Below are 18,123 nucleotides of genomic sequence, written 5' to 3' on the forward strand. Positions count from 1 at the left end.
TCAGACTATGCGGCGCTGTCACGGTAGCCCGCAAGACTCACTTGATCGGTTCGGCATCGGTCATCGCCATCAGGTTGCCGGGCCCGCAGTAGATCCGGATCAGTGTGGTCTCCAGCTGCACCTTCACCCGATCACCCTGGGTCAGCTCTTTTCCGTCGGCGTTGTACAGCGCGTACCGCGTACCGTCGTCGGCGGTGAAGCCGTAGCACGGACCTTGACCACCGCGGGTGACCGATCCGCTCACCCAGCCGGTCACCGGAGGGTTGTCGCCAGGCTCGCGGACAGGCTCCGAAGGAGCCGGAGCGGCCTCCGAGGGTGACGGCACCGCAGAGGTGGCCGACGGTGCGGCCGGCGATTCCGATCCGGTCGCGCAGCCCGCGACGACCGTCCCTGCTGCCATGGCGATGCCGATCCGGAGTGTGGCGTTCGCGCGCATTCCGTCATCCTTCCCGAGCGAGTGTGTCCCGGATGAGACGGAACGCGGCGAGCCGGGGTTCCCGGGGAGCGGACTCCCCGGGAACTCACCTCACTTCGCGGTTACCGTGCCCACCTCCAGCCGCTGGTTCGCGGTGGACGCCATCGGCATCTTCACCTCGACGATGACGTTGTACTCACCCGCCATCGGCACGTTCGTCATGGCCTCGTAAACGCCCGGCCTGCCGGACATCTCGGCCATCACGATCGGACCCTGCTTGTGCGCCGTCGGCATCGCGACCATGTCGGTGTATGCCACCACCTGACCCTTGGTGATCGGGTCGTAACTGGTCGGTGAGCTGACCTTCGCCTCGATCCGTACCTGGAGGTCGCCCAGGTGCTCACTGACGATCGAGATGGCGGCCTGCGGATCGGCGGCGGCGCCATGGTTCTGCTCCGCCGGCGCCTCGGCCACCGGAGCGGCCGTGCGCGGTGTGGTGAGCAGGAAGCTCACCACGCCGACCAGCAGCGCACCGGTCATCCCGATGCAGACGCCCAGGATCAGGCCCTGCCGGAACGGCCGGGACCGCTGCTGCGTCGTCTTTTTTCGCATCCTGGCCGGAGGCCGGTTCTGCTTGCCGTGCCGGAGATTATCCGGCAACCGCCACTTCTCCTTCAGCGCGGTCATCACGTCACCGGCCTGTCCGGCAGCGCGATCAAGCCGGTCTGCTTGGTCGCGTGCACCCGGAAGATCCCCCACTGGCCGCTGTTCAGATGCCGCTGGAGGGTGTTCGACTTGTAGAGGTAGTCCCCAGCCGCGGCGCGACGCCCTCCGGCGCCACCGGTCACCGCAGGATCAAGGACGATGGGGTACGAGATCCCGGGGTTGAACTGCCCCTGGTTCGCCGCCAGCTGTGACTGGGCGTCGTTCGGCGCCCGCCGCCACAGATGGTCGTGCAACGCGAAGCTCGTCGACCGCGCGTCACCGGTCGCCTGTCCGACGTAGAACACCGTCTTGTCCCCGCCGTACGCCTGGAACGTCGGTGTCGACGGGTCCCCGTGCACGTACGAACTGAAGATGTTTGTGATGTTCTGGTCGGTCGCGTACCGATGCGACCAGGGCTCGTTGGCGTAGTTGATCGAGAATTCGCCCTGGTCCTCGGCGTCGTCGGCTTCGTCGCTCGGCGTCTGGACCAGGTCGAGGTTGTCCGGGACCGGCTGGTCGTCGGCGGTGTTGCCGTTGGTGTCCTTGCGGAACAGCGCCAGGTCGCTGTTCATCAGGACGATGTTCTCCCGGAAGTCCGGCACGTTCGGGTTGGCGATCACCGCGCTGGTCCCGCTGGTCAGAGCGGCACCGGTGGCCGGGTTGAGGTACATGGACCCGGTCGGTTCGATGATCAGTGCGCCGTAGAGCCCGTGCGTGGCGTGGTGCATCGGGTCGGCCATGTCACGCAGCATCGCCATGCCCGGCCCGGTGTTCAGGTACCACCGCGAGGTGATCTGCTCGCCGGGGCCGGCCGTCCGGTCGTACCCGTTGATCGTTCCGACGTTGACCCCGGACGAGAAGCTGTAATGCGTGGTCAGCTGCGGCCGGATGGAAACCCGGTTGCTCACCTTGAGCGGCTGGAAGCCCGGGACGTTGACCTCGTTCTTCGGTGGCTGGTCCAGGCAGTCCGGATAGCTGAGATGGCTGTAGCGATAACCCAGCTGCCCGGGTTCGACCCCTTCGAAGCAGGTCGGTTTCATCTTGGCCGGGTCCAGCTTGTTCTTCAGCGTGACCTCGACACAGTCGCCCTGGTTGGCACGGATGACCAGGGGCTCGTTCTTGACCGTGTTGTTCAGCCAGTCGGACTCCAGGGCGTACTGCAGGCCGTTGGGGTCGTGGTCGCCGGCCTTGTTGTAGGTGATGTCCCGGTTGATCGCGACGATGCTGAACGACTTGACCGGTGCGCTGCCGCAGGGCTGGCCCGGCGGCTGCGTGATCGGCTTGGGCGGTGTCGTCGGTTGCTCGTTGATGCAGTTCAGCGCGTTGGCCGTGTTGTCCGGCAGCGGGTACAGGGCAATCTCCGGCGCCGGTGGCGGATCGTCCGGGCCCGGTGATATCGCCGCGCCGTAGGTCTGACATCGGAAGACCCGGAGATGTCCCCACGCCCCGAGGAACAGGTCGTCGTTGCCGCCTAGGTAATACAACTCGTCCCGGTCGATCGGATAGAAGTGGTACCCCTCCGACGTCGTCTTCACCTGCATCTCGAAGTACTCGAGGATTCCGATGTGCTGGGCGGAGACGATGTTCGAGCCGTCGTCCTTCGGCTCATGTCGCCACTTGGCGTCGATGTTGATGCCGTGCGACTCCTCTTGGGAGAGCTGGAATATTCGCCACTTGATCCGGTCACCGCGGAACGCCGCTGGTGTCGGTGTGTAGGGGAGGTTGCCCCAGGCATCGAGTTGGGCGCTGTCCGGCTGGACCGTGAATATTTGGGACGGATCTCGGTCCCGGCGTGCCTCGAATGGCTCCAGCCGATAGTTGATGCCCATCACGCCGTAGTCGTCGTTGCTGGACGGGAACTTCGCCGGGTAGATCGGCACGCCGTCCTTGGTGACGAACTGGTCGTCGTTTGTCGTGGTGGAGTCGGCGGGTTTGAACATCGGCACGTGGTCCTCGATGAAGAGGGAGACGTTCCGGTAGTCGTACCCGTCGGTCTGTGTGCCGTTGTAATCGGTGGTCGCGGTGCAGTGCACCGCGACGATCGTGCCGATCTTCACTTCCTCGTTCGTCCGCCCGTCCCGGAAGACGCAGCCGGCGTCGTGGATCGTCCCGCCACCGAACAGGCCGGCGTCCTGGTGGACGTTCGCGTAGAAGTGGTCGTGGAACGAGTTGGTGGACGTGTTCTCGTGGACGAAGTTGCGGTACGTGATGGTCTGGCCGTTGCCGTTCGCCGCCCCGTCCGCGCCCTCGTCGTAATTCCACCCGTTGGCGGCGCCGTCCGAGGAGAGCACGTCGAACTGCACCATGTGCTGGTGCAGGCCCACCTCGTTGGTCACCTGCTGCCTGTCGAACGTGGTCCCGCCGTAATCGAGCGGTAGCCGGTTCGTCAGCTTGTAGATCACGCAGTCGCCGACGTTGAGCAGCGGTGAGAACGGCTCTGGCTTCTTACCGGCCAGCACCGCGTCCCGCTCGGTATTCAGCACATATATTCGGGATTGTGGATTGGTCCAGTTGACCGTCGGGTTGTAGACCTGCTTGAGCTGGATCGCCGATATCTCGAATTCCTTCACCGGCCGGCCGGTCGGGCATGGGTTCTGGAAGAACCCGCCCGGCACCTGCGCGCCCGGGTCCGCCGCGGCCTGCTCTTTCGCGGTGGGAGGGAAAGCGCCGGTCGAGGTACGGCTGGAGACACCCAGCGGCGGTTTCGGCGCCTTGAACCCGAACTTGCCGGGCACGAAGTGCGGGAAGCCGACCTTGGCCGTGTCCGGGACCGGCGGCTTGTCCAGCGAGGTGCCGGCGGTCGGCTGGTAATCGAAGTCGGCGAGCGGCTCCAGCCTCGGGATCGGCGTACCGTCCGGGTTCGTCCGGGTGCCGTCCTCCAGTTTGTCGAAGGTCCGGTTCAGCCCCCACATGCCTGTGGCGAAGTGTGGGTAGAGGTGGCAGTGGAAGATGATGTCGCCGAACGTCGCCTGTTTGTCCTTGTGCGCCGAACCGGCGCCACCCTGCACGACCAGGTCGTAGTGCGCGCCGGGGGAGACCGACTGCACGTCCAGGATGTTCGTCGTCTTGGTGATGTGGTTGGGGCTGCTGATCGCGTCCAGCCCGCCCTCGTCCAGCGGGTCGTACGCCCACCGGTTCACGTGCCAGTGGAAGGTGTGCGTCTCGTACTCGGCGGCGTGCATGAGGCGGACCTGGGCCGGCTCACCCCGGTAGTTCGGGAAGATCAGGTCACCGCCGCCCGGGTCGCCGTACACCCAGGACGACAGCGAGGTCTCCTCGCCGACGCACTCGTTGGCCGCGTAACCCTGGCCGGACACGCTGGCCGAGGGACAGCCGAGCTCCTCCCGGTTGAAGGTGGGCTCGGAACGGTAGTTGAACGCGAACCACTCGAGCTTGATCGGAATCTGCTCGTGGTACTGCAGGATCGCGTCCGCGTCGCCGCCACCGAGGCCTGGAAGCGTGCCCTTGGTCAGGACCGCTAGCTGCGCCGCGGTGGGCTGGATGCACTCGCCGTTGTCGGCGGCTTCGTCATCGTCGTCGTTCCCGGTGCGGCAGTACCGCGTCAGGATGCCCGGTGCGGCCTCCACCTCGTCGTGCATGAAGAGCACGTTCTCGCGGAAGTCCTTGTTGCCGGGCCGCTTGATGATCGCCCGGGTGCCGGACGCGATCGCCCCACCGGTACGCGAATCGACCCAGGTGGCGTCGGCCGCCTCGACGACGATCGCGCCGAACGCACCGAAGCTGTGCGAACCGATGTACTGCTTAGCGCCGCCTGGCTGGGTCGACACGGACGTGAAGTCCGCGCCGTCCTTGAACTGGAACTCCCCTTCGGCCTGCGCGTGCAGCAGGTACGTGATCGACGCGCCGGGAGCGGCCGTGGAGTCCGGGTTGTTGCCGACGGCCGTACCGTCTCCGGTCTTGACGTCGTAGTCGAGACCTTCGAAGTGCATCGACGCGTTCGGCGCCTTCGCCGGGTCGAAGTCGATCTTCGGTGCGGTGAGTGCGGGTGCGAACTCGCGGGCGCCCAGCGTCGACGCGCCGGCCGCTTTCTTGATCTCGCCGGGCAGGGTGTAGATCGCCGAGTCGCGTACCGTCCGGTCGAGCTGCGGCGCTGCCTCGTTGAGGCGGTTGGTGAAACTGACCGAGACGCAGTCGCCCTTGTTGGCGCGGATGGTGAGCGGCTCGATCAGATCGTTGACGTTCGCCTTGGACGGGTCGGCGGCGTACTTGAAGTTCTGCCGGACCGTCGAGATGTTCGCGTCAAGGATGTACATCCGGCCTTCGGGTACCACATCCCCGAACCGGTTGAGGAAGATCGGCAGATTGATCAGCGAGACGTTGAACGTCTTCGTCGGCGCCCCGGTGACACATGGGCTCACCGCCGCGCCGGCCTTGGGCGGCAGCACTGCCGCCGCGGTCGCCTGGCTGACCATCCACATCGCACCGGCGACCAGACCCATCCACAGGCCTGCTCCGACGGTGAGGGCGACCCGGACCGGGCCGCTGGGCCGCCGCCGCGCGCTGAGCAACACGTACGCGGCGAACGTTGTGACGAGTAGTAGGGGTATTAGGTCAATGGGTGTTGACACGCCACCTCCTGGACGCGGGACACAGGGCTCCGCGCAGGCGTGTCTGCCAGGTGGCGTGGCCCCGTATCCACGACAACTGTCGACCGCAAAGCTAAGTGACTTATTTAGATACGTCTATGAGTTTCCCGTGTTCCGGACATGAGAAGGCCCGCCGGGGCCAACCCCGGCGGGCCTTCGCTGAGCTGCTCCGACTTACTCGGTGACGGCCGTCACAACGACCGAGCCGCGGCCGACGACCGCGCCCTCGTCCGTCACGATCGAGACGTCGCCGAACATCGAACGACCCGCCGGCGGGACCGCGGCAGCGGTGACCGAACCGGTGACCGTCGCGCTCTTGCCGTTGGCGAGAGAGAACGGCGTGCTCTGCGTGGTGATCGCACCCAGAGCCGGGCTGTAGTAGACGTCCAGGTAGTCGTACGCCGTGGAGCCACTCGGCACCGCGTAGCCGTCCACCAGGACCGTGTAGGTGCCGGCGGCCGGGTTGGCGACCGAGACGGCCTCCTCCGAGTCGCCGTCCGCCTGCTGCGCGACGACCGCACCGGCCTCGTTGTAGAGGACCAGGTCCAGGTCGGCGGCAGCGTCACTGGTGTTGCCGATCGACACGCTCAGCCGCTGAACGCCTGCCGGCACCGCGACCTCGTACGTCTGCTGCTCGTGGTCGGCGATCGTCGGCCGCGCCTTGAAGCCGCTGCCGAGCGGGCCACCCTGAGCCGTGAGGTTGAGCGGGCCGAAGTTGTTCGTGACCGTCCAGGTCAGCGGCGACGCCACACCGGCCTTGACGCTGGCGAGCGTCTGGGTGGCCGGGTCGACGGTGACGCCCTGGATCTTCGCGGTCAGCTTGTACGGGTTGTTCAGCGCCGGCGACGTACGACGGGACTCGACTTCGAGCTCCCAGATACCCGGGATCGGGTTCTCGTACGACCGCTCCTGCGGCTTGCAAGCAGCCGCGTCGGAGAAGTTGGTGTAGCAAGCGGTGCTCGCGGTCGCCTCGACCGGAACGCCCCACGGGTTGATCGCGATCCACCGGGTCTGCGAACCGGTGGCGATGCCCGCGAGGTTCACCTGCAGCGCCGTGGCGCCTTCCGGCACAACCACGAAGTACGAGTTGCTGGAGTTGCGGTCGACCGAGCCGGAGAAGGTCTCGGCGTACGCCGGCTTCTTCGTCTCGACGCCGGTGAGCACCGTGTTGAGCACCTCGAAGTCGATGACCGGCGTACGCGGGTCGTCGACCTTGAGGATCGCGCTGCTCGCGCCCTGAGCGGGCTTGACCTTGACCTTGACGCTGACGGTCTTGTTCAGCGGCAGGTCGACCGAGCCGGCGGAGGAGAACACCTTGGTGTCGCCCAGCCAGCGCAGGTTGTGCTTCACGGACTTGCTCGGGCCGCTGGTACGGGTGAGCTTGACCGTGACGGTCTTCTCCTTGCCGACCGTGTAGCCGCCGTCACCAGCCGTGCAGCGGTTGTAGATGCCCAGACCCTGGTTCGGGGTCGCCAGCTGCTCGGAGAGCGGCGTGCAGACCGGAGCCGAGGACGTGTAGTCCCGAGTCTCGGACTCCTTGGTGAGGAGCTTCCAGGCGGCCGGAACGTCCATCTGGCCGTAGCCCTGCGCGTGCACCTTCTCGCCCTTGATCGGGTCCGCGGTGGTGTAGAGCGCACGGCGCAGGCCGGCCGGGGTGACACCCAGGTCGGTCGCCTTCGCGGCAGAGAGCAGCAGAGCCACGCCACCGGTGGTCTGCGGCGCCGACATCGAGGTGCCGTTCTGCATCGAGTAACCCGGCGGCAGGGTGTAGCCGACGGTGTCGAGACCGGCCAGCGTCTCCCAGGTCGGAACCGTGGAGATCGCCGAGCCGGGCGCCGCGATGTTCGGCTTGAAACCGCCGTCCTCACGCGGGCCACGCGACGAGAAGTTGAACAGCTGCAGGTCCCGGCGGGTCACCGAGCCGTAGTTGGCGAGCCAGGTCTCCTTGGAGATGCTGGCCGCCGAGCTGATCACGTCGGTCGCGACCGACGGGTCGCCGATCGTGTTGGTGCCCGGACCGGAGTTGCCGGCCGAGATCACGATCTGCACGCCGTAGGTGTCGATCAGCGTGTCGTAGAGCCGCGCACGGGCGTTGTTGCCGTCGTTCAGCGCGGGCAGGCCACCGATCGACACGTTGATCACGTCGACGTGGCGGTTCACCACGAGGTCGATCATGCCGGTGGTCAGCGAGGCCGCGGTGCAGCCGCCGCCCCACGAGCAGGACCGCGCGGAGACGATCTTCGCGCCCGGGGCCTGTCCGTCGAGGTTGACGTTGCCAAACAGGTCGTTGCCCGCGGCGATACCGGCCACGTGCGTACCGTGCATGCCCTCGACGATGCCGATGTTGACGAAGTCGGTGGTCGCCGGCAGCGTCGGGTCGCCGTACGGCGCGAGGGAGACGTCCTCGCGGTACTCGACCACGAACGGCATCCGCTCGGCGATCGCGGTCGCCGGGTTGTCGGTGCCGAAGTAACCGACGTCGTACTTCTCCTTGTACGGCCGCATCACGGCGTCGTCGGTGAAGTCGAAGTTCTGGTTGGTGTCGACACGGATGTCGTGGCTCACCGGGTCGTAAAGGACGCCGAACTGGTCGGTGGTGTCCCCGTCCCGGTTCACGTCGCCGGCCGGCTCGGAGGCGGCCGTGATGGACTCGATGAAGCGGTTGACCTGGTACGTGCCCGCCGGAGCGGTCCAGGTGACACCGAGGTACGCGAACGTCGGACCGGAGACCGAGCCGAGCATGCGCCGCCAGGTGCCGTCACTCTCGACCACCGGGTCGGTCGCGGTCACCCAGTCGACGATCTTGCGCTCGCCGGTGGTGGTCTTCTGGAGCGCCGGGTGCGCGAGGTCCACACCGGAGTCCATGATGCCGATGGTCACGCCACGGCCGTCGTACTTCGCGTTCTTCTTCTTGAAGTCGACCGAACCCGTTTCCGCTGTGGGCATGTACGGGTTGTCGGCGGGCGTGGTGGCACCCGGACCGGCCGGGAGCGCGGCCTGCTTGGCAGCGTTCTTGCTGGCCGGCAGGTCGGTCTCGGGCAGCTTGATGGTCTCGTCGAGGTCGATGGCCGAGACGCCGGCCAGGTTCGCGGTGTTCAGAACCTTGGCGGTCGGCACGGTCGCCAGAACGTACCCGACCTGGTCGAACTGTCGGTTGATGCTGCCGCCGAGGCTCTTCACCTTGGCCGCTACGTCACCCGTCTTGCCCTTGTCGGTCGCGATGATCACGGTGACCCGCGGCTTCTTCTGGGCCTCGGCGTCCGCCAGCAGATCGGCGTCGTGCGAGCCCAGCGTGTCGGCCGGTGAGTCCTTGGGAGTGGCTGGCTCCTGCGATACGGCGGGAATCGTGCCCGTGCCCGGTTCCGCCGCGGCGGGAAGAGGGCTGCTCAGCGTCGTCACGCCGGCGGCAACGCCGAACGCGAGGACTGAGGTGACGGTTCGCCGGCCCCAGGTGATTTGTTGTGTCACGTACGGGTCCTCCGGAAGGAACAGCGCCCGAGGGGTTGATCGGGCGAATCCCCGTGATCCTGCGATCGATCCGGATGAAAGTCACTACGGTCGATGACGTTGTGACCGGGCCGTGACCTTGCGTTGCAGGGCCGGTAAGAGAACCGGCCCTGCGATGTCGGCGATGTTTCAGTCTTCGGACTTGGCGGTGTTCATCCCCGAGGAGATCAAATCCATGACCGTCGAGTCCTGAAGAGTCGTGACGTCACCCAGCGACCGCTTCTCCGCGACGTCGCGGAGCAGGCGCCGCATGATCTTGCCGGAGCGGGTCTTCGGCAGTTCGGCGACGAGCATGATCTGCCGCGGCTTGGCGATCGGGCCGAGCGTCTTGGACACGTGGTTACGAAGCTCCTGGATCAGCGCCTCGCCGGCCTCGCCCTCGGTCTCGACGTTGCCGCGCGGGATGGTGAACGCGACGATCGCCTGGCCGGTGGTCGGGTCGGTCGCGCCGACCACGGCCGCCTCGGCGACCGACGGGTGCGACACCAGCGCCGACTCGACCTCGGTGGTGGAGATGTTGTGGCCGGAGACGAGCATGACGTCGTCGACCCGGCCGAGCAGCCAGAGCGCGCCGTCCTCGTCCTTCTTGGCGCCGTCGCCGGCGAAGTAGATCCACTCTGTGGAAGAAGAGCCGGACCCGGCGCCGAACCGCGACCAGTACGTCTCCAGGAACCGCTTGTCGTCGCCCCAGATCGTGCGCAGCATCGACGGCCACGGCTCACGCAGCACCAGGAAACCGCCGCCACCGTCCGGAACGGACTGTGCCTGGTCGTCGACCACGTCGGAGCTGATGCCGGGCAGCGCGGTCATCGCCGAGCCGGGCTTGGTCGCGGTGACGCCGGGCAGCGGGGAGATCATGATCGCGCCGGTCTCGGTCTGCCACCAGGTGTCGACGATCGGGGTGCGTTCCCGGCCGACGTGCTCCCGGTACCACATCCAGGCCTCGGGGTTGATCGGCTCACCCACGCTGCCGAGGACCCGCAGCGACGACAGGTCGTACTTGGCGGGGATGTCGTCGCCCCACTTCATCATGGTGCGGATCAGCGTCGGCGCGGTGTAGAGGATCGACACCTTGTACTTGTCGACGATCTGCCAGAAGCGGCCGCGGTCCGGGGTGTCCGGCGTGCCCTCGTACATGACCTGGGTCGCGCCGTTGGAGAGCGGTCCGTACACGATGTACGAGTGGCCGGTGACCCAGCCGATGTCGGCGGTGCACCAGTACACGTCGGTCTCGGGCTTGAGGTCGAAGACCGCGTGATGGGTGTACGAGGTCTGCGTCAGGTACCCACCCGTGGTGTGCAGGATGCCCTTCGGCTTACCGGTCGTGCCCGAGGTGTAGAGGATGAAGAGCGGGTGCTCGGCGTCGAACGGCTGCGCGTCGTGCGTCGTGCCGGCCTGCTCGACGGTCTCGTGCCACCACTTGTCCTTCTCGGTCCAGGCGACGTCCTGGCCGGTGCGGCGCACGACCAGCACGTGCTCGATGCTCTCGGTCCGCGCCACCGCCTCGTCCACTGTCGGCTTGAGGGCGGACGGCTTGCCGCGGCGGTAACCGCCGTCAGCGGTGATCACGACCTTGGCGGCGGCGTCCTGGATCCGGGTGGCCAGCGCGTCCACCGAGAAGCCACCGAAGACGACGCTGTGCGTCGCGCCGATCCGGGCGCAGGCGAGCATCGCCACCGCGGCTTCCGGAATCATCGGCAGGTAGATCATCACGCGGTCGCCGGCGACGACGCCGAGGTCGGTCAGCGTGTTGGCGGCCTGCGAGACCGACGTCAACAGCTCCGAGTACGTGACAGTGCGGCTGTCGCCGGGCTCGCCCTCCCAGTGGATGGCGACCTTGTCACCGTTGCCGGCCTCGACGTGCCGGTCCACGCAGTTGTACGCGATGTTCAGCTCGCCGCCGACGAACCACTTCGCGAACGGCGGGTTGGACCAGTCCAGCACCTGGTCCCACTTCTTGGCCCAGACGAGACGCTCGGCCTGGGTGGCCCAGAAGGCGAGGCGGTCGGCACCTGCCTGTTCGTAGGCCTCAGCCGTGACGTTCGCGTTCGCCGCGAGTTCCGCGGGCGGCGGGAACTGCCGCGTCTCCGAGGACAAGTTCTCCAGGGTCTCGCTCATGAGGGCGGCTCTCCTCTGCCTTGGCCGGGTCTCTTCGTTGCACACTAGTTCTGCCGGATCGTCCGGCGAAGGGTTGCGAGGCGGGACGCGCCCGGCGGTGCCGTTTGCGCGCCAACCGGCCACGCGTTGATCGCTTCTGCGCGAATCTTGCCATTTCCACGCTCATTTGTGCACCCCATGTTTCCGCCGGTTTCGCCGGTTACCGTGTGCGTGTGGATCCACTAGCTCCGTTGCTCGATCTCGCCGACGTCGCGCCCGCCTTCGCGGAAGCCCGTGACACCGTCGACGCCGCGATGCGGCACCGCGCACTGCGCCGCCACGGCGGTCAGGTCGCGGCCGAGTCGAGCCTGCGCGCCGCCGTCGCGAGCGCGGCCCTCGAAGGCAATATCTACGACCTCGAAGAGGTACGCGGCGGGACCGTCACCGACCCGGTCGTGCAGGGCTCCCTGCGGGTCGCCGGGGCGCTCGGAGGTCTCGTCGACCTCTGGCCGCGCGCGCCGCGCCAGGTCCTCGCGAAACTGCACGTGCTCGCCGCCCGTGGTGTCGTGCACGACCACGACCTGGGCCGCCTCACCTCCGGCGCGGAACGTGTCGACGCGCTCGCCGGGCTGGTCGCGGGCAACGAGGAGACGCCACCGCTGCTGCTCGCCGCGATCGTGCACGCCGAGCTGATCACCCTGCGGCCGTTTGCCGGGCCGGCCGGCGTCGTGGCCCGGGCGGCGGCTCGCCTCACTCTGATCGGCCGGGGATTCGATCCGCGCGGCCTGGTCGGCGTCGAGGTGGGGCACCTGGAGCGCGAGCCGGAATATCAGGGCTCGGCCGGCGCCTATGCGACCGGCACGCCGGACGGTGTGCGGTCGTGGCTGCGGCACTATGCCTCGGCGATCACCGTCGGCGGCGAGCAGATCACGGTGATCGGCGACAGCGTCCTGGCGTCGGTCTAACCCCGGACAGTTAAGAGCCGGCGTCCCGCTAGGGGCGCCGGCTGTACACGTCCGGACCGGGTTAACAAGCGTGCACCTGGGTCGTTGTCGACAGTCCTGACACCCTCTCGCGAGGGCGGAGGTCCCGCCGCAACGTGCCTGCCGTGGCTGATCGCGCGTGGGTTCCCGGTGGCCGTGCACGGTTCCCGTTTCCACGGGACCGCGACTTCTTTCTACGCCCTTTGCCGCATGATCGCCAGGTATGCCGGATTACTCAGACCAAACGCATTTGCGCTGGTCATTACGCCACTGCGGCGCGAGTACGCCGGTGGCGCCCATAGATCGCGAAGCCGATCGCGACCCCGACACCGACGCCGAGAGCGGCTGCGGCAACCGGTACCGCGGGGCGGTCGCGGAGGCGTTTGCCCAGCGGCACGGGGTTGCGGAACTCCAGGATCGGCCAGGTCCGCTCGGTGGCGACCCGGCGCAGAGCCCGGTCCGGATTGACGGCGCTCGGATGGCCCACCGCCTCGAGCAACGGCAGGTCGCTGCTGGAGTCCGAGTACGCGAAACACTCGGCCAGGTCGTAACCACGGGACTCGGCGAGCTCCTTGACGCCGACCACCTTGTTGGGCCCGGCCGAGTAGAACTCGACCTCGCCGCTGTAGAGCCCGTCGACGATCGACATCCGGGTCGCGATGATGTCGGTGATGCCGAGCAGCGCGCCGATCGGGCGGACCATCTCGTCACCGGAGGCGGAGACCAGGACCACGTCACGACCGGCCGCCTGGTGCTCGGCGATCAGCACGGCGGCCTCGGCGTAGACGTACGGATTGATGAGGTCGTTCAAGGTCTCGGCGACGATCTGCTGCACCTGCTCGACACGCCAGCCCTTGCTCAGGGCCGCCATGTAGTCGCGTGTGCGTGCCATGGCCTGCTCGTCGGTGCCACCACCGAGGCGGAACATCAGCTGCGCGTAACCGGACTTGACGACGTCACGGCGGCTGATCAGGCCGTCACGATAGAAAGGCCGTCCGAAGGCCAATGCGCTGGACTTGGCGATGACGGTCTTGTCGAGGTCGAAAAAGGCGGCGCTCGGGCCCACGGGCCGAAATTGTAGTCGTACCGCGCCCGCACCGGTTGATCCGGCATCCCTCGGTGACGCGCTGTGAAAACGGTCAGACGGGCAGGGAGCGTCGCATCGGGTCACATTCGGTACTCGACGGATCGGCTGAGTCTGAGGCAGACTTGTGTTCGCCACTGTGAAGCGTGTTGTTACGGACGCGTCCAGTGAGCGGTTCCGCTGGCCCTCGGTGGTTGCGCCCCCCGCGATCACCGAGTTGATTCGGCTCGACCCCCCCGGAGCCGAATCCAAGGACGGCCCCCGTCTCCCCCGACGGGGGTCGTTCCCTTTCCGCTGCTAGGCGCCCTTTGCCTGGCTGCGCTCAGGGATTTCCGCCGAGGTGGCGGTCGCGTCCGCGTCGATCAGGCCGAAGAAGTCGGAGAGGCCGGTCACGCTCAGGACCCGGCGGAAGTTGTCGGTCGGGTTGACCACGGCGAACGAGATCCCTCGATCGGTGGCGTCCCGGTAACCCTCGATCAGGGCGCCGAGGCCGGTCGAGTCGACGAACGTCGCCTGGGCCAGGTCCACCCGCACCGCGGACGGCGACCAGTCGACGAGAGCGTCGCGAATCCCCTGGGCCACGTCGTCGGCGCTGGAGAAGTCGATCTCTCCCAGCACGGTGACGGTGACAGCCCCGTCATCGGCGAGCGTGGTCCGGATCGAGTTGTCCATGCCAGCTCCATCGGTCCGAGTCGGCACCAAAGATACCCAACCCGCTCAGGTTCACACCCTGGGCGGGTACGCGTACCAGATCGCCCAGAGACGACCGGGGTTATCCACAGGATCCGAAGTTATCCACAGGCGGGACGCGGCCGGTTGTCCGGCCCGGACCCGGCCCGCGACGGTGGTCGCCCGAACGCCACCGTCGAAGCTGGAGGCTCGCCATGCCTGGCCCTCGCCGTCCCCTGGTCGTGACCGCCGACCACGAGTTGCTCGACGACCTGCTCCGGCTCGCCGCCGCCGGTGGCACCGACGTCGACGTCGCACCCGATCCGGCCGCCGCCCGCGCCCGATATCCCGGCGCCTCCCTCGTCGTGATCGGCTCCGATCAGGTGGCCGCGTGCATACGCGCCCGGCTGCCGCGCCGCCGGAAGGTGATCGTGGTCGGCCGGCATTCCGCCGTGGACGCCACCACCTGGCAGAACGCCGAACCGCTCGGCGCCGAGCACGTCGCGGTGCTGCCCACGGCCGAGACCTGGGTGGTGGAGCAGTTCAGCGAGCGGCCGGAGCCGGGGCTCGCGTCGCGCACCATCGCGGTGATCGGCGGGCGAGGCGGCGCCGGCGCGAGCATCCTGGCGGCCGGGCTGGCGACCACGGCGGTGCGGTTCGGGCATCGGACCCTGCTCGTCGACGCCGACCCGCTCGGTGGCGGGCTCGACCTGCTGCTCGGCTGGGAGGACATGACCGGTCTGCGCTGGCCCGGTCTCAGCGGCGCCGACGGGCGGGTCGATCCGCCGGCCCTGCTCGGCGCGCTGCCCCGGCGCGGTGACCTGGTGCTGCTCTCGTTCGACCGGGAGCAACTGCCGGGTGTACCGGCCGAGGCGATGGCGGCGACGCTGGACGCGGCTCGGCGTGGCCGCGACGTGATCGTGGCCGACCTGCCCCGGCAACTCGACGACGCCGCGGTACTGGCGTTGCAGGCCGCCGACCGGACGTTGCTGGTCGTGCCGGCGGAGCTGCGGGCTGCTGCTTCGGCCGCGCGTACCGCGGCCACGATCCGGATGCACTGCGAGGACGTCGCGGTGGTGGTGCGTGGCCCGGCGCCGGGCAAGTTGCGCGCCCGGGAGGTCGCCACCGCCCTGGGCCTGCCTCTGGCCGGCACGCTGCGCCCCGAACCCGCCATGTGCCAGGCGGTCGAGAACGGCACCGCGCCATGCGCGGATGGGAAGGGCCCACTCTCCGACCTCTGCCGCCGGCTTGTCGAAGACCTCATGGGTACGCGTACCAGCACGGCGTCGCCCGCATGAGCATCCTGAGCACCCGGGTTCGACGGCAATTCGCCTACGACGGCGTCGAAGCCACCCCGGCAGCCGTGGTCAACGCCGTACGCAGGGAGAACGGTGTCCTCGGCGACACCGCCGTGCTGCGCCTCGCCGACCAGGTCCGGGACGAGCTGCTCGGCGCCGGCCCGCTGGCGCCCCTGCTCGCCGACCCCGAGGTCACCGACGTCCTGGTGAACGAGGCGCAGGTCTGGGTCGACCGGGGCGCCGGCCTGCAACGCGCCGCCATCCGGCTGAGCGGCCCCGACGAGGTACGCCGTCTCGCCCAGCGCCTCGTCGCCGCGTGCGGCCGCAGACTCGACGACGGCCAGCCGTACGCGGACGCCCGCCTCCCGGACGGCACCCGCCTGCACGCGGTGCTCCCGCCGGTCGCGGTCGGTGGGCCGTACCTGTCGCTGCGCACCTTCCGGCAGCGTCCGTTCACCCTCGCCGACCTGGTCCGGCACGGCACGGTCCCGGCGGCCGCCGCGCCGGTGCTGGAGGCGGTGGTCGAGGCGCGTCTGGCGTACCTGGTGACCGGCGGCACCGGCAGCGGCAAGACCACCCTGCTCGCGACGCTGCTGGGCCTGGTACCGCCGTCCGAACGGATCGTCCTGGTCGAGGACGCTGCCGAGCTGCGCCCGGTGCACCCGCACGTGGTCGCGCTACAGGCACGCACCGCCAACGTCGAGGGCGCCGGCGCGGTCGGCCTCACCGACCTGGTACGCCAGGCGCTGCGAATGCGCCCGGACCGTCTGGTGATCGGCGAGTGCCGGGGTGCCGAGGTCGCCGACCTGCTGGCCGCGCTGAACACCGGCCACGACGGCGGCGCCGGCACGCTGCACGCCAACGCGCCCGGCGATGTCCCGGCCAGGCTGGAGGCGCTCGGCATGCTGAGCGGCCTGCCCCGGGCCGCGTTGCACGCGCAGGTGCTGGCGGCGCTCCAGGTGATCCTTCAGGTGCGGCGCACCGCCCGCGGCCGGGTCCTGGAATCGATCAGCGTGCTCGTGCCGTCGGGGGAGTCCCGCCTGATCTCGGTCCTACCGGCCTGGACGGGCACGCTCGCCCCCGGAGCCGCCGTCCTGGCCCGGCTGCTCACCGAACGCGGCGTCCGGGTCCCACCCGTTCTCCAGGGCCGGTCCGGATGAGCGGAATGCTGGCAGCCGCACTTCTGCTCGCCGCAGCCGCCGTGGTCGTGGGTCCGCGACCCGCCGCGCGGGTCAGGCTCGCAGGGCGCCGTCGCGCTCCAACCCTTCCCCGGGTACGCGAGACCGCCGCCCGCCTCGTCACCGGACCACCCTGGAAGGTGGCGCTGATCGCGGCAGCGCTGGCAGCAGCGGCGGGCCTGCTCTTCGGCGGCCCGGTCGGCGCTCTGATAGCGGCTGTCTACGCCGTGCTGGCCGCCGACGAATGGCTGCGCCGCGCCCGCCGCAAGCAGTCGGCCACCGCCCGGGCAGCCGAACTCGACGGCCTGTGCGCCCTGGTAGCCGACCTGCGAGCCGGCCTCCCACCAGCCGCTGTGGCATCCGTCAGTCCGGTTGATGGTGGTGGGCGGGTTCGGGAACTTGTCGCGGCGGTGTGGCGGCTCGCCGAGCAGACCGGGGCGCCGGCCGCCGATCTGCTCGACCGGATCGAGGCGGACGCCCGGGCGGCTGACCGGGCTGTCGCCGGCGCGGCGGCCCAGGCAGCGGGTGCCCAGGCGACGGCGTTTCTGCTGGCCGTGCTGCCGGTGGGCGGGATCGTGCTGGGTTACGTGATCGGGGCGGACCCGCTGAATGTCCTCCTGCACACCCCGATCGGCGCCGGCTGTGCGGTCGCGGCGGTGCTGCTCCAGGCCGGCGGGCTGCGCTGGTCCCAGCGACTCGTCGACGGGCCACCGCCGTGATCGGGGTCGTGGCGGGCTGTGTGCTCCTTGCCGGGGTGCTGCTGGTGCTCCCGAGGCCCGGGGCAGGGCGGCGGCTGCGGCGGGTCAGCGTTGCGGCCGAGAAGCCCGCCGGCGACGGCCGTCGCTCTCGGATGCTGCTGTCAGTGCTGGCCGGGCTGGGGGTCGTGGTGTTCATTGGGAACGCTTGGGGCGTACCCATGGGCCTGCTGGCGGCGCTCGGAGCGGAACGCGCGCTGCGGCGCCGGGAATCTCCCCGCTCGCGGCGTGAGCGGCAGCGAGCGCTCGCGGACCTACCGCTCGGTGCGGATCTGCTGGCCGCGGCCTTGCGTGCCGGCGCTCCGGTGGACCGGGCGGCGGCAGCGGTGGCAGACGCGCTGGGCGGCCCGCTCGGAACCCGGCTGGAACGCGTGTCCCGCTCACTGCGCCTGGGCGCGAGCTCGTCCGAGGCCTGGTCCTGCCTCAGCGACGTGTCCGGCGCGGAACGGCTGGTAGCGGCCGCGATCCGCTCCAGCGCCAGCGGCGGGGCACTGGCCGGAGCGCTGGAACGCCTCGCCGTCGACCTGCGCTCCGACCGCACGGTGGCGGCCGAGGCAGCCGCCCAGCGCGCCGGCGTCCTGATCGTGCTGCCGCTCGGCCTGTGCTTCCTGCCGGCGTTCCTGCTGGCCGGCCTGGTCCCGGTCCTGGTCGCGGTGCTGGGGGACGTGCTCTGAGCACTTTCAAGACTCGGCACGGCAGTCCGCTGTGCCGCCTGTAAACCGGCACGGCAGTCCGCTGTGCCGCTTGTAAACCGGCACGGCAACGGCGCCGTGCCAACTACCCGAGGAGGATCCACGTGCACAACCTCGTCACCCGTTTCCGGCG

The 18,123-nt window shown here is 69.0% G+C and carries 12 protein-coding genes; 5 read left to right on the forward strand and 7 right to left on the reverse strand.

Features of this window, described 5'->3' with window-relative positions; all coding sequences use genetic code 11:
- Positions 1-37 precede the first annotated feature (37 nt).
- From B0I29_RS27405 to acs, 5 genes are all read right to left on the reverse strand, one after another.
- On the reverse strand, positions 38-436 hold the full coding sequence (locus B0I29_RS27405) for a hypothetical protein (RefSeq protein ID WP_111651975.1): 399 nt from the start codon (positions 434-436) through the stop codon (positions 38-40).
- A gap of 90 nt (positions 437-526) precedes the next feature.
- Positions 527-1,102: a FixH family protein gene (locus B0I29_RS27410; RefSeq protein ID WP_111651976.1), complete on the reverse strand. Its 576-nt coding sequence runs from the start codon at positions 1,100-1,102 to the stop codon at positions 527-529.
- The gene (locus B0I29_RS27415) at positions 1,102-5,709 is read right to left on the reverse strand and encodes a hypothetical protein (protein WP_146616896.1); all 4,608 of its coding nucleotides are present in this window, start codon (positions 5,707-5,709) and stop codon (positions 1,102-1,104) included. The genes B0I29_RS27410 and B0I29_RS27415 overlap by 1 nt, the downstream gene beginning before the upstream one ends.
- Positions 5,710-5,901: 192 nt before the next feature.
- The gene (locus B0I29_RS27420; RefSeq protein ID WP_111651978.1) at positions 5,902-9,195 is read right to left on the reverse strand and encodes a S8 family serine peptidase; all 3,294 of its coding nucleotides are present in this window, start codon (positions 9,193-9,195) and stop codon (positions 5,902-5,904) included.
- 168 nt (positions 9,196-9,363) lie between these two features.
- Complete coding sequence (gene acs / locus B0I29_RS27425; RefSeq protein WP_111651979.1) at positions 9,364-11,352, reverse strand: acetate--CoA ligase; 1,989 nt, start codon at positions 11,350-11,352, stop codon at positions 9,364-9,366.
- Between the two features lie 206 nt (positions 11,353-11,558).
- Here acs and B0I29_RS27430 point away from each other — a divergent pair, with 206 nt between their 5' ends.
- The gene (locus tag B0I29_RS27430) at positions 11,559-12,296 is read left to right on the forward strand and encodes a Fic family protein (protein WP_111651980.1); all 738 of its coding nucleotides are present in this window, start codon (positions 11,559-11,561) and stop codon (positions 12,294-12,296) included.
- 280 nt (positions 12,297-12,576) lie between these two features.
- On the opposite strand, the gene B0I29_RS27435 is transcribed toward B0I29_RS27430, so the two are convergent.
- Together B0I29_RS27435 and B0I29_RS27440 are read right to left on the reverse strand one after the other, a co-directional pair.
- Positions 12,577-13,380 carry an HAD family hydrolase gene (locus tag B0I29_RS27435; RefSeq protein WP_111651981.1) on the reverse strand — a complete coding sequence of 268 codons (804 nt, stop codon included), beginning with the start codon at positions 13,378-13,380 and terminating at the stop codon, positions 12,577-12,579.
- A 315-nt stretch (positions 13,381-13,695) separates the two neighbouring features.
- Positions 13,696-14,070 carry an STAS domain-containing protein gene (locus B0I29_RS27440; RefSeq protein ID WP_111651982.1) on the reverse strand — a complete coding sequence of 125 codons (375 nt, stop codon included), beginning with the start codon at positions 14,068-14,070 and terminating at the stop codon, positions 13,696-13,698.
- Between the two features lie 212 nt (positions 14,071-14,282).
- Here B0I29_RS27440 and ssd point away from each other — a divergent pair, with 212 nt between their 5' ends.
- From ssd to B0I29_RS27460, 4 genes are read left to right on the forward strand one after another with little or no spacing between them, the layout of a single operon-like run.
- Positions 14,283-15,365: a septum site-determining protein Ssd gene (ssd, locus tag B0I29_RS27445; RefSeq protein ID WP_111651983.1), complete on the forward strand. Its 1,083-nt coding sequence runs from the start codon at positions 14,283-14,285 to the stop codon at positions 15,363-15,365.
- Entirely contained in the window at positions 15,362-16,525 is a 1,164-nt protein-coding gene (locus B0I29_RS27450; protein ID WP_111651984.1) for a TadA family conjugal transfer-associated ATPase, read from the forward strand. The genes ssd and B0I29_RS27450 overlap by 4 nt, the downstream gene beginning before the upstream one ends.
- On the forward strand, positions 16,522-17,262 hold the full coding sequence (locus B0I29_RS27455; protein WP_245972767.1) for a type II secretion system F family protein: 741 nt from the start codon (positions 16,522-16,524) through the stop codon (positions 17,260-17,262). Before B0I29_RS27450 ends, B0I29_RS27455 begins: the two co-directional genes overlap by 4 nt.
- Positions 17,259-17,972: a type II secretion system F family protein gene (locus B0I29_RS27460; protein ID WP_245972768.1), complete on the forward strand. Its 714-nt coding sequence runs from the start codon at positions 17,259-17,261 to the stop codon at positions 17,970-17,972. The genes B0I29_RS27455 and B0I29_RS27460 overlap by 4 nt, the downstream gene beginning before the upstream one ends.
- Positions 17,973-18,123 lie beyond the last annotated feature (151 nt).

The sequence above is a fragment of the Actinoplanes lutulentus genome, assembly GCF_003259845.1.
In the GTDB taxonomy this organism is placed as follows: Bacteria; Actinomycetota; Actinomycetes; order Mycobacteriales; family Micromonosporaceae; genus Actinoplanes; species Actinoplanes lutulentus.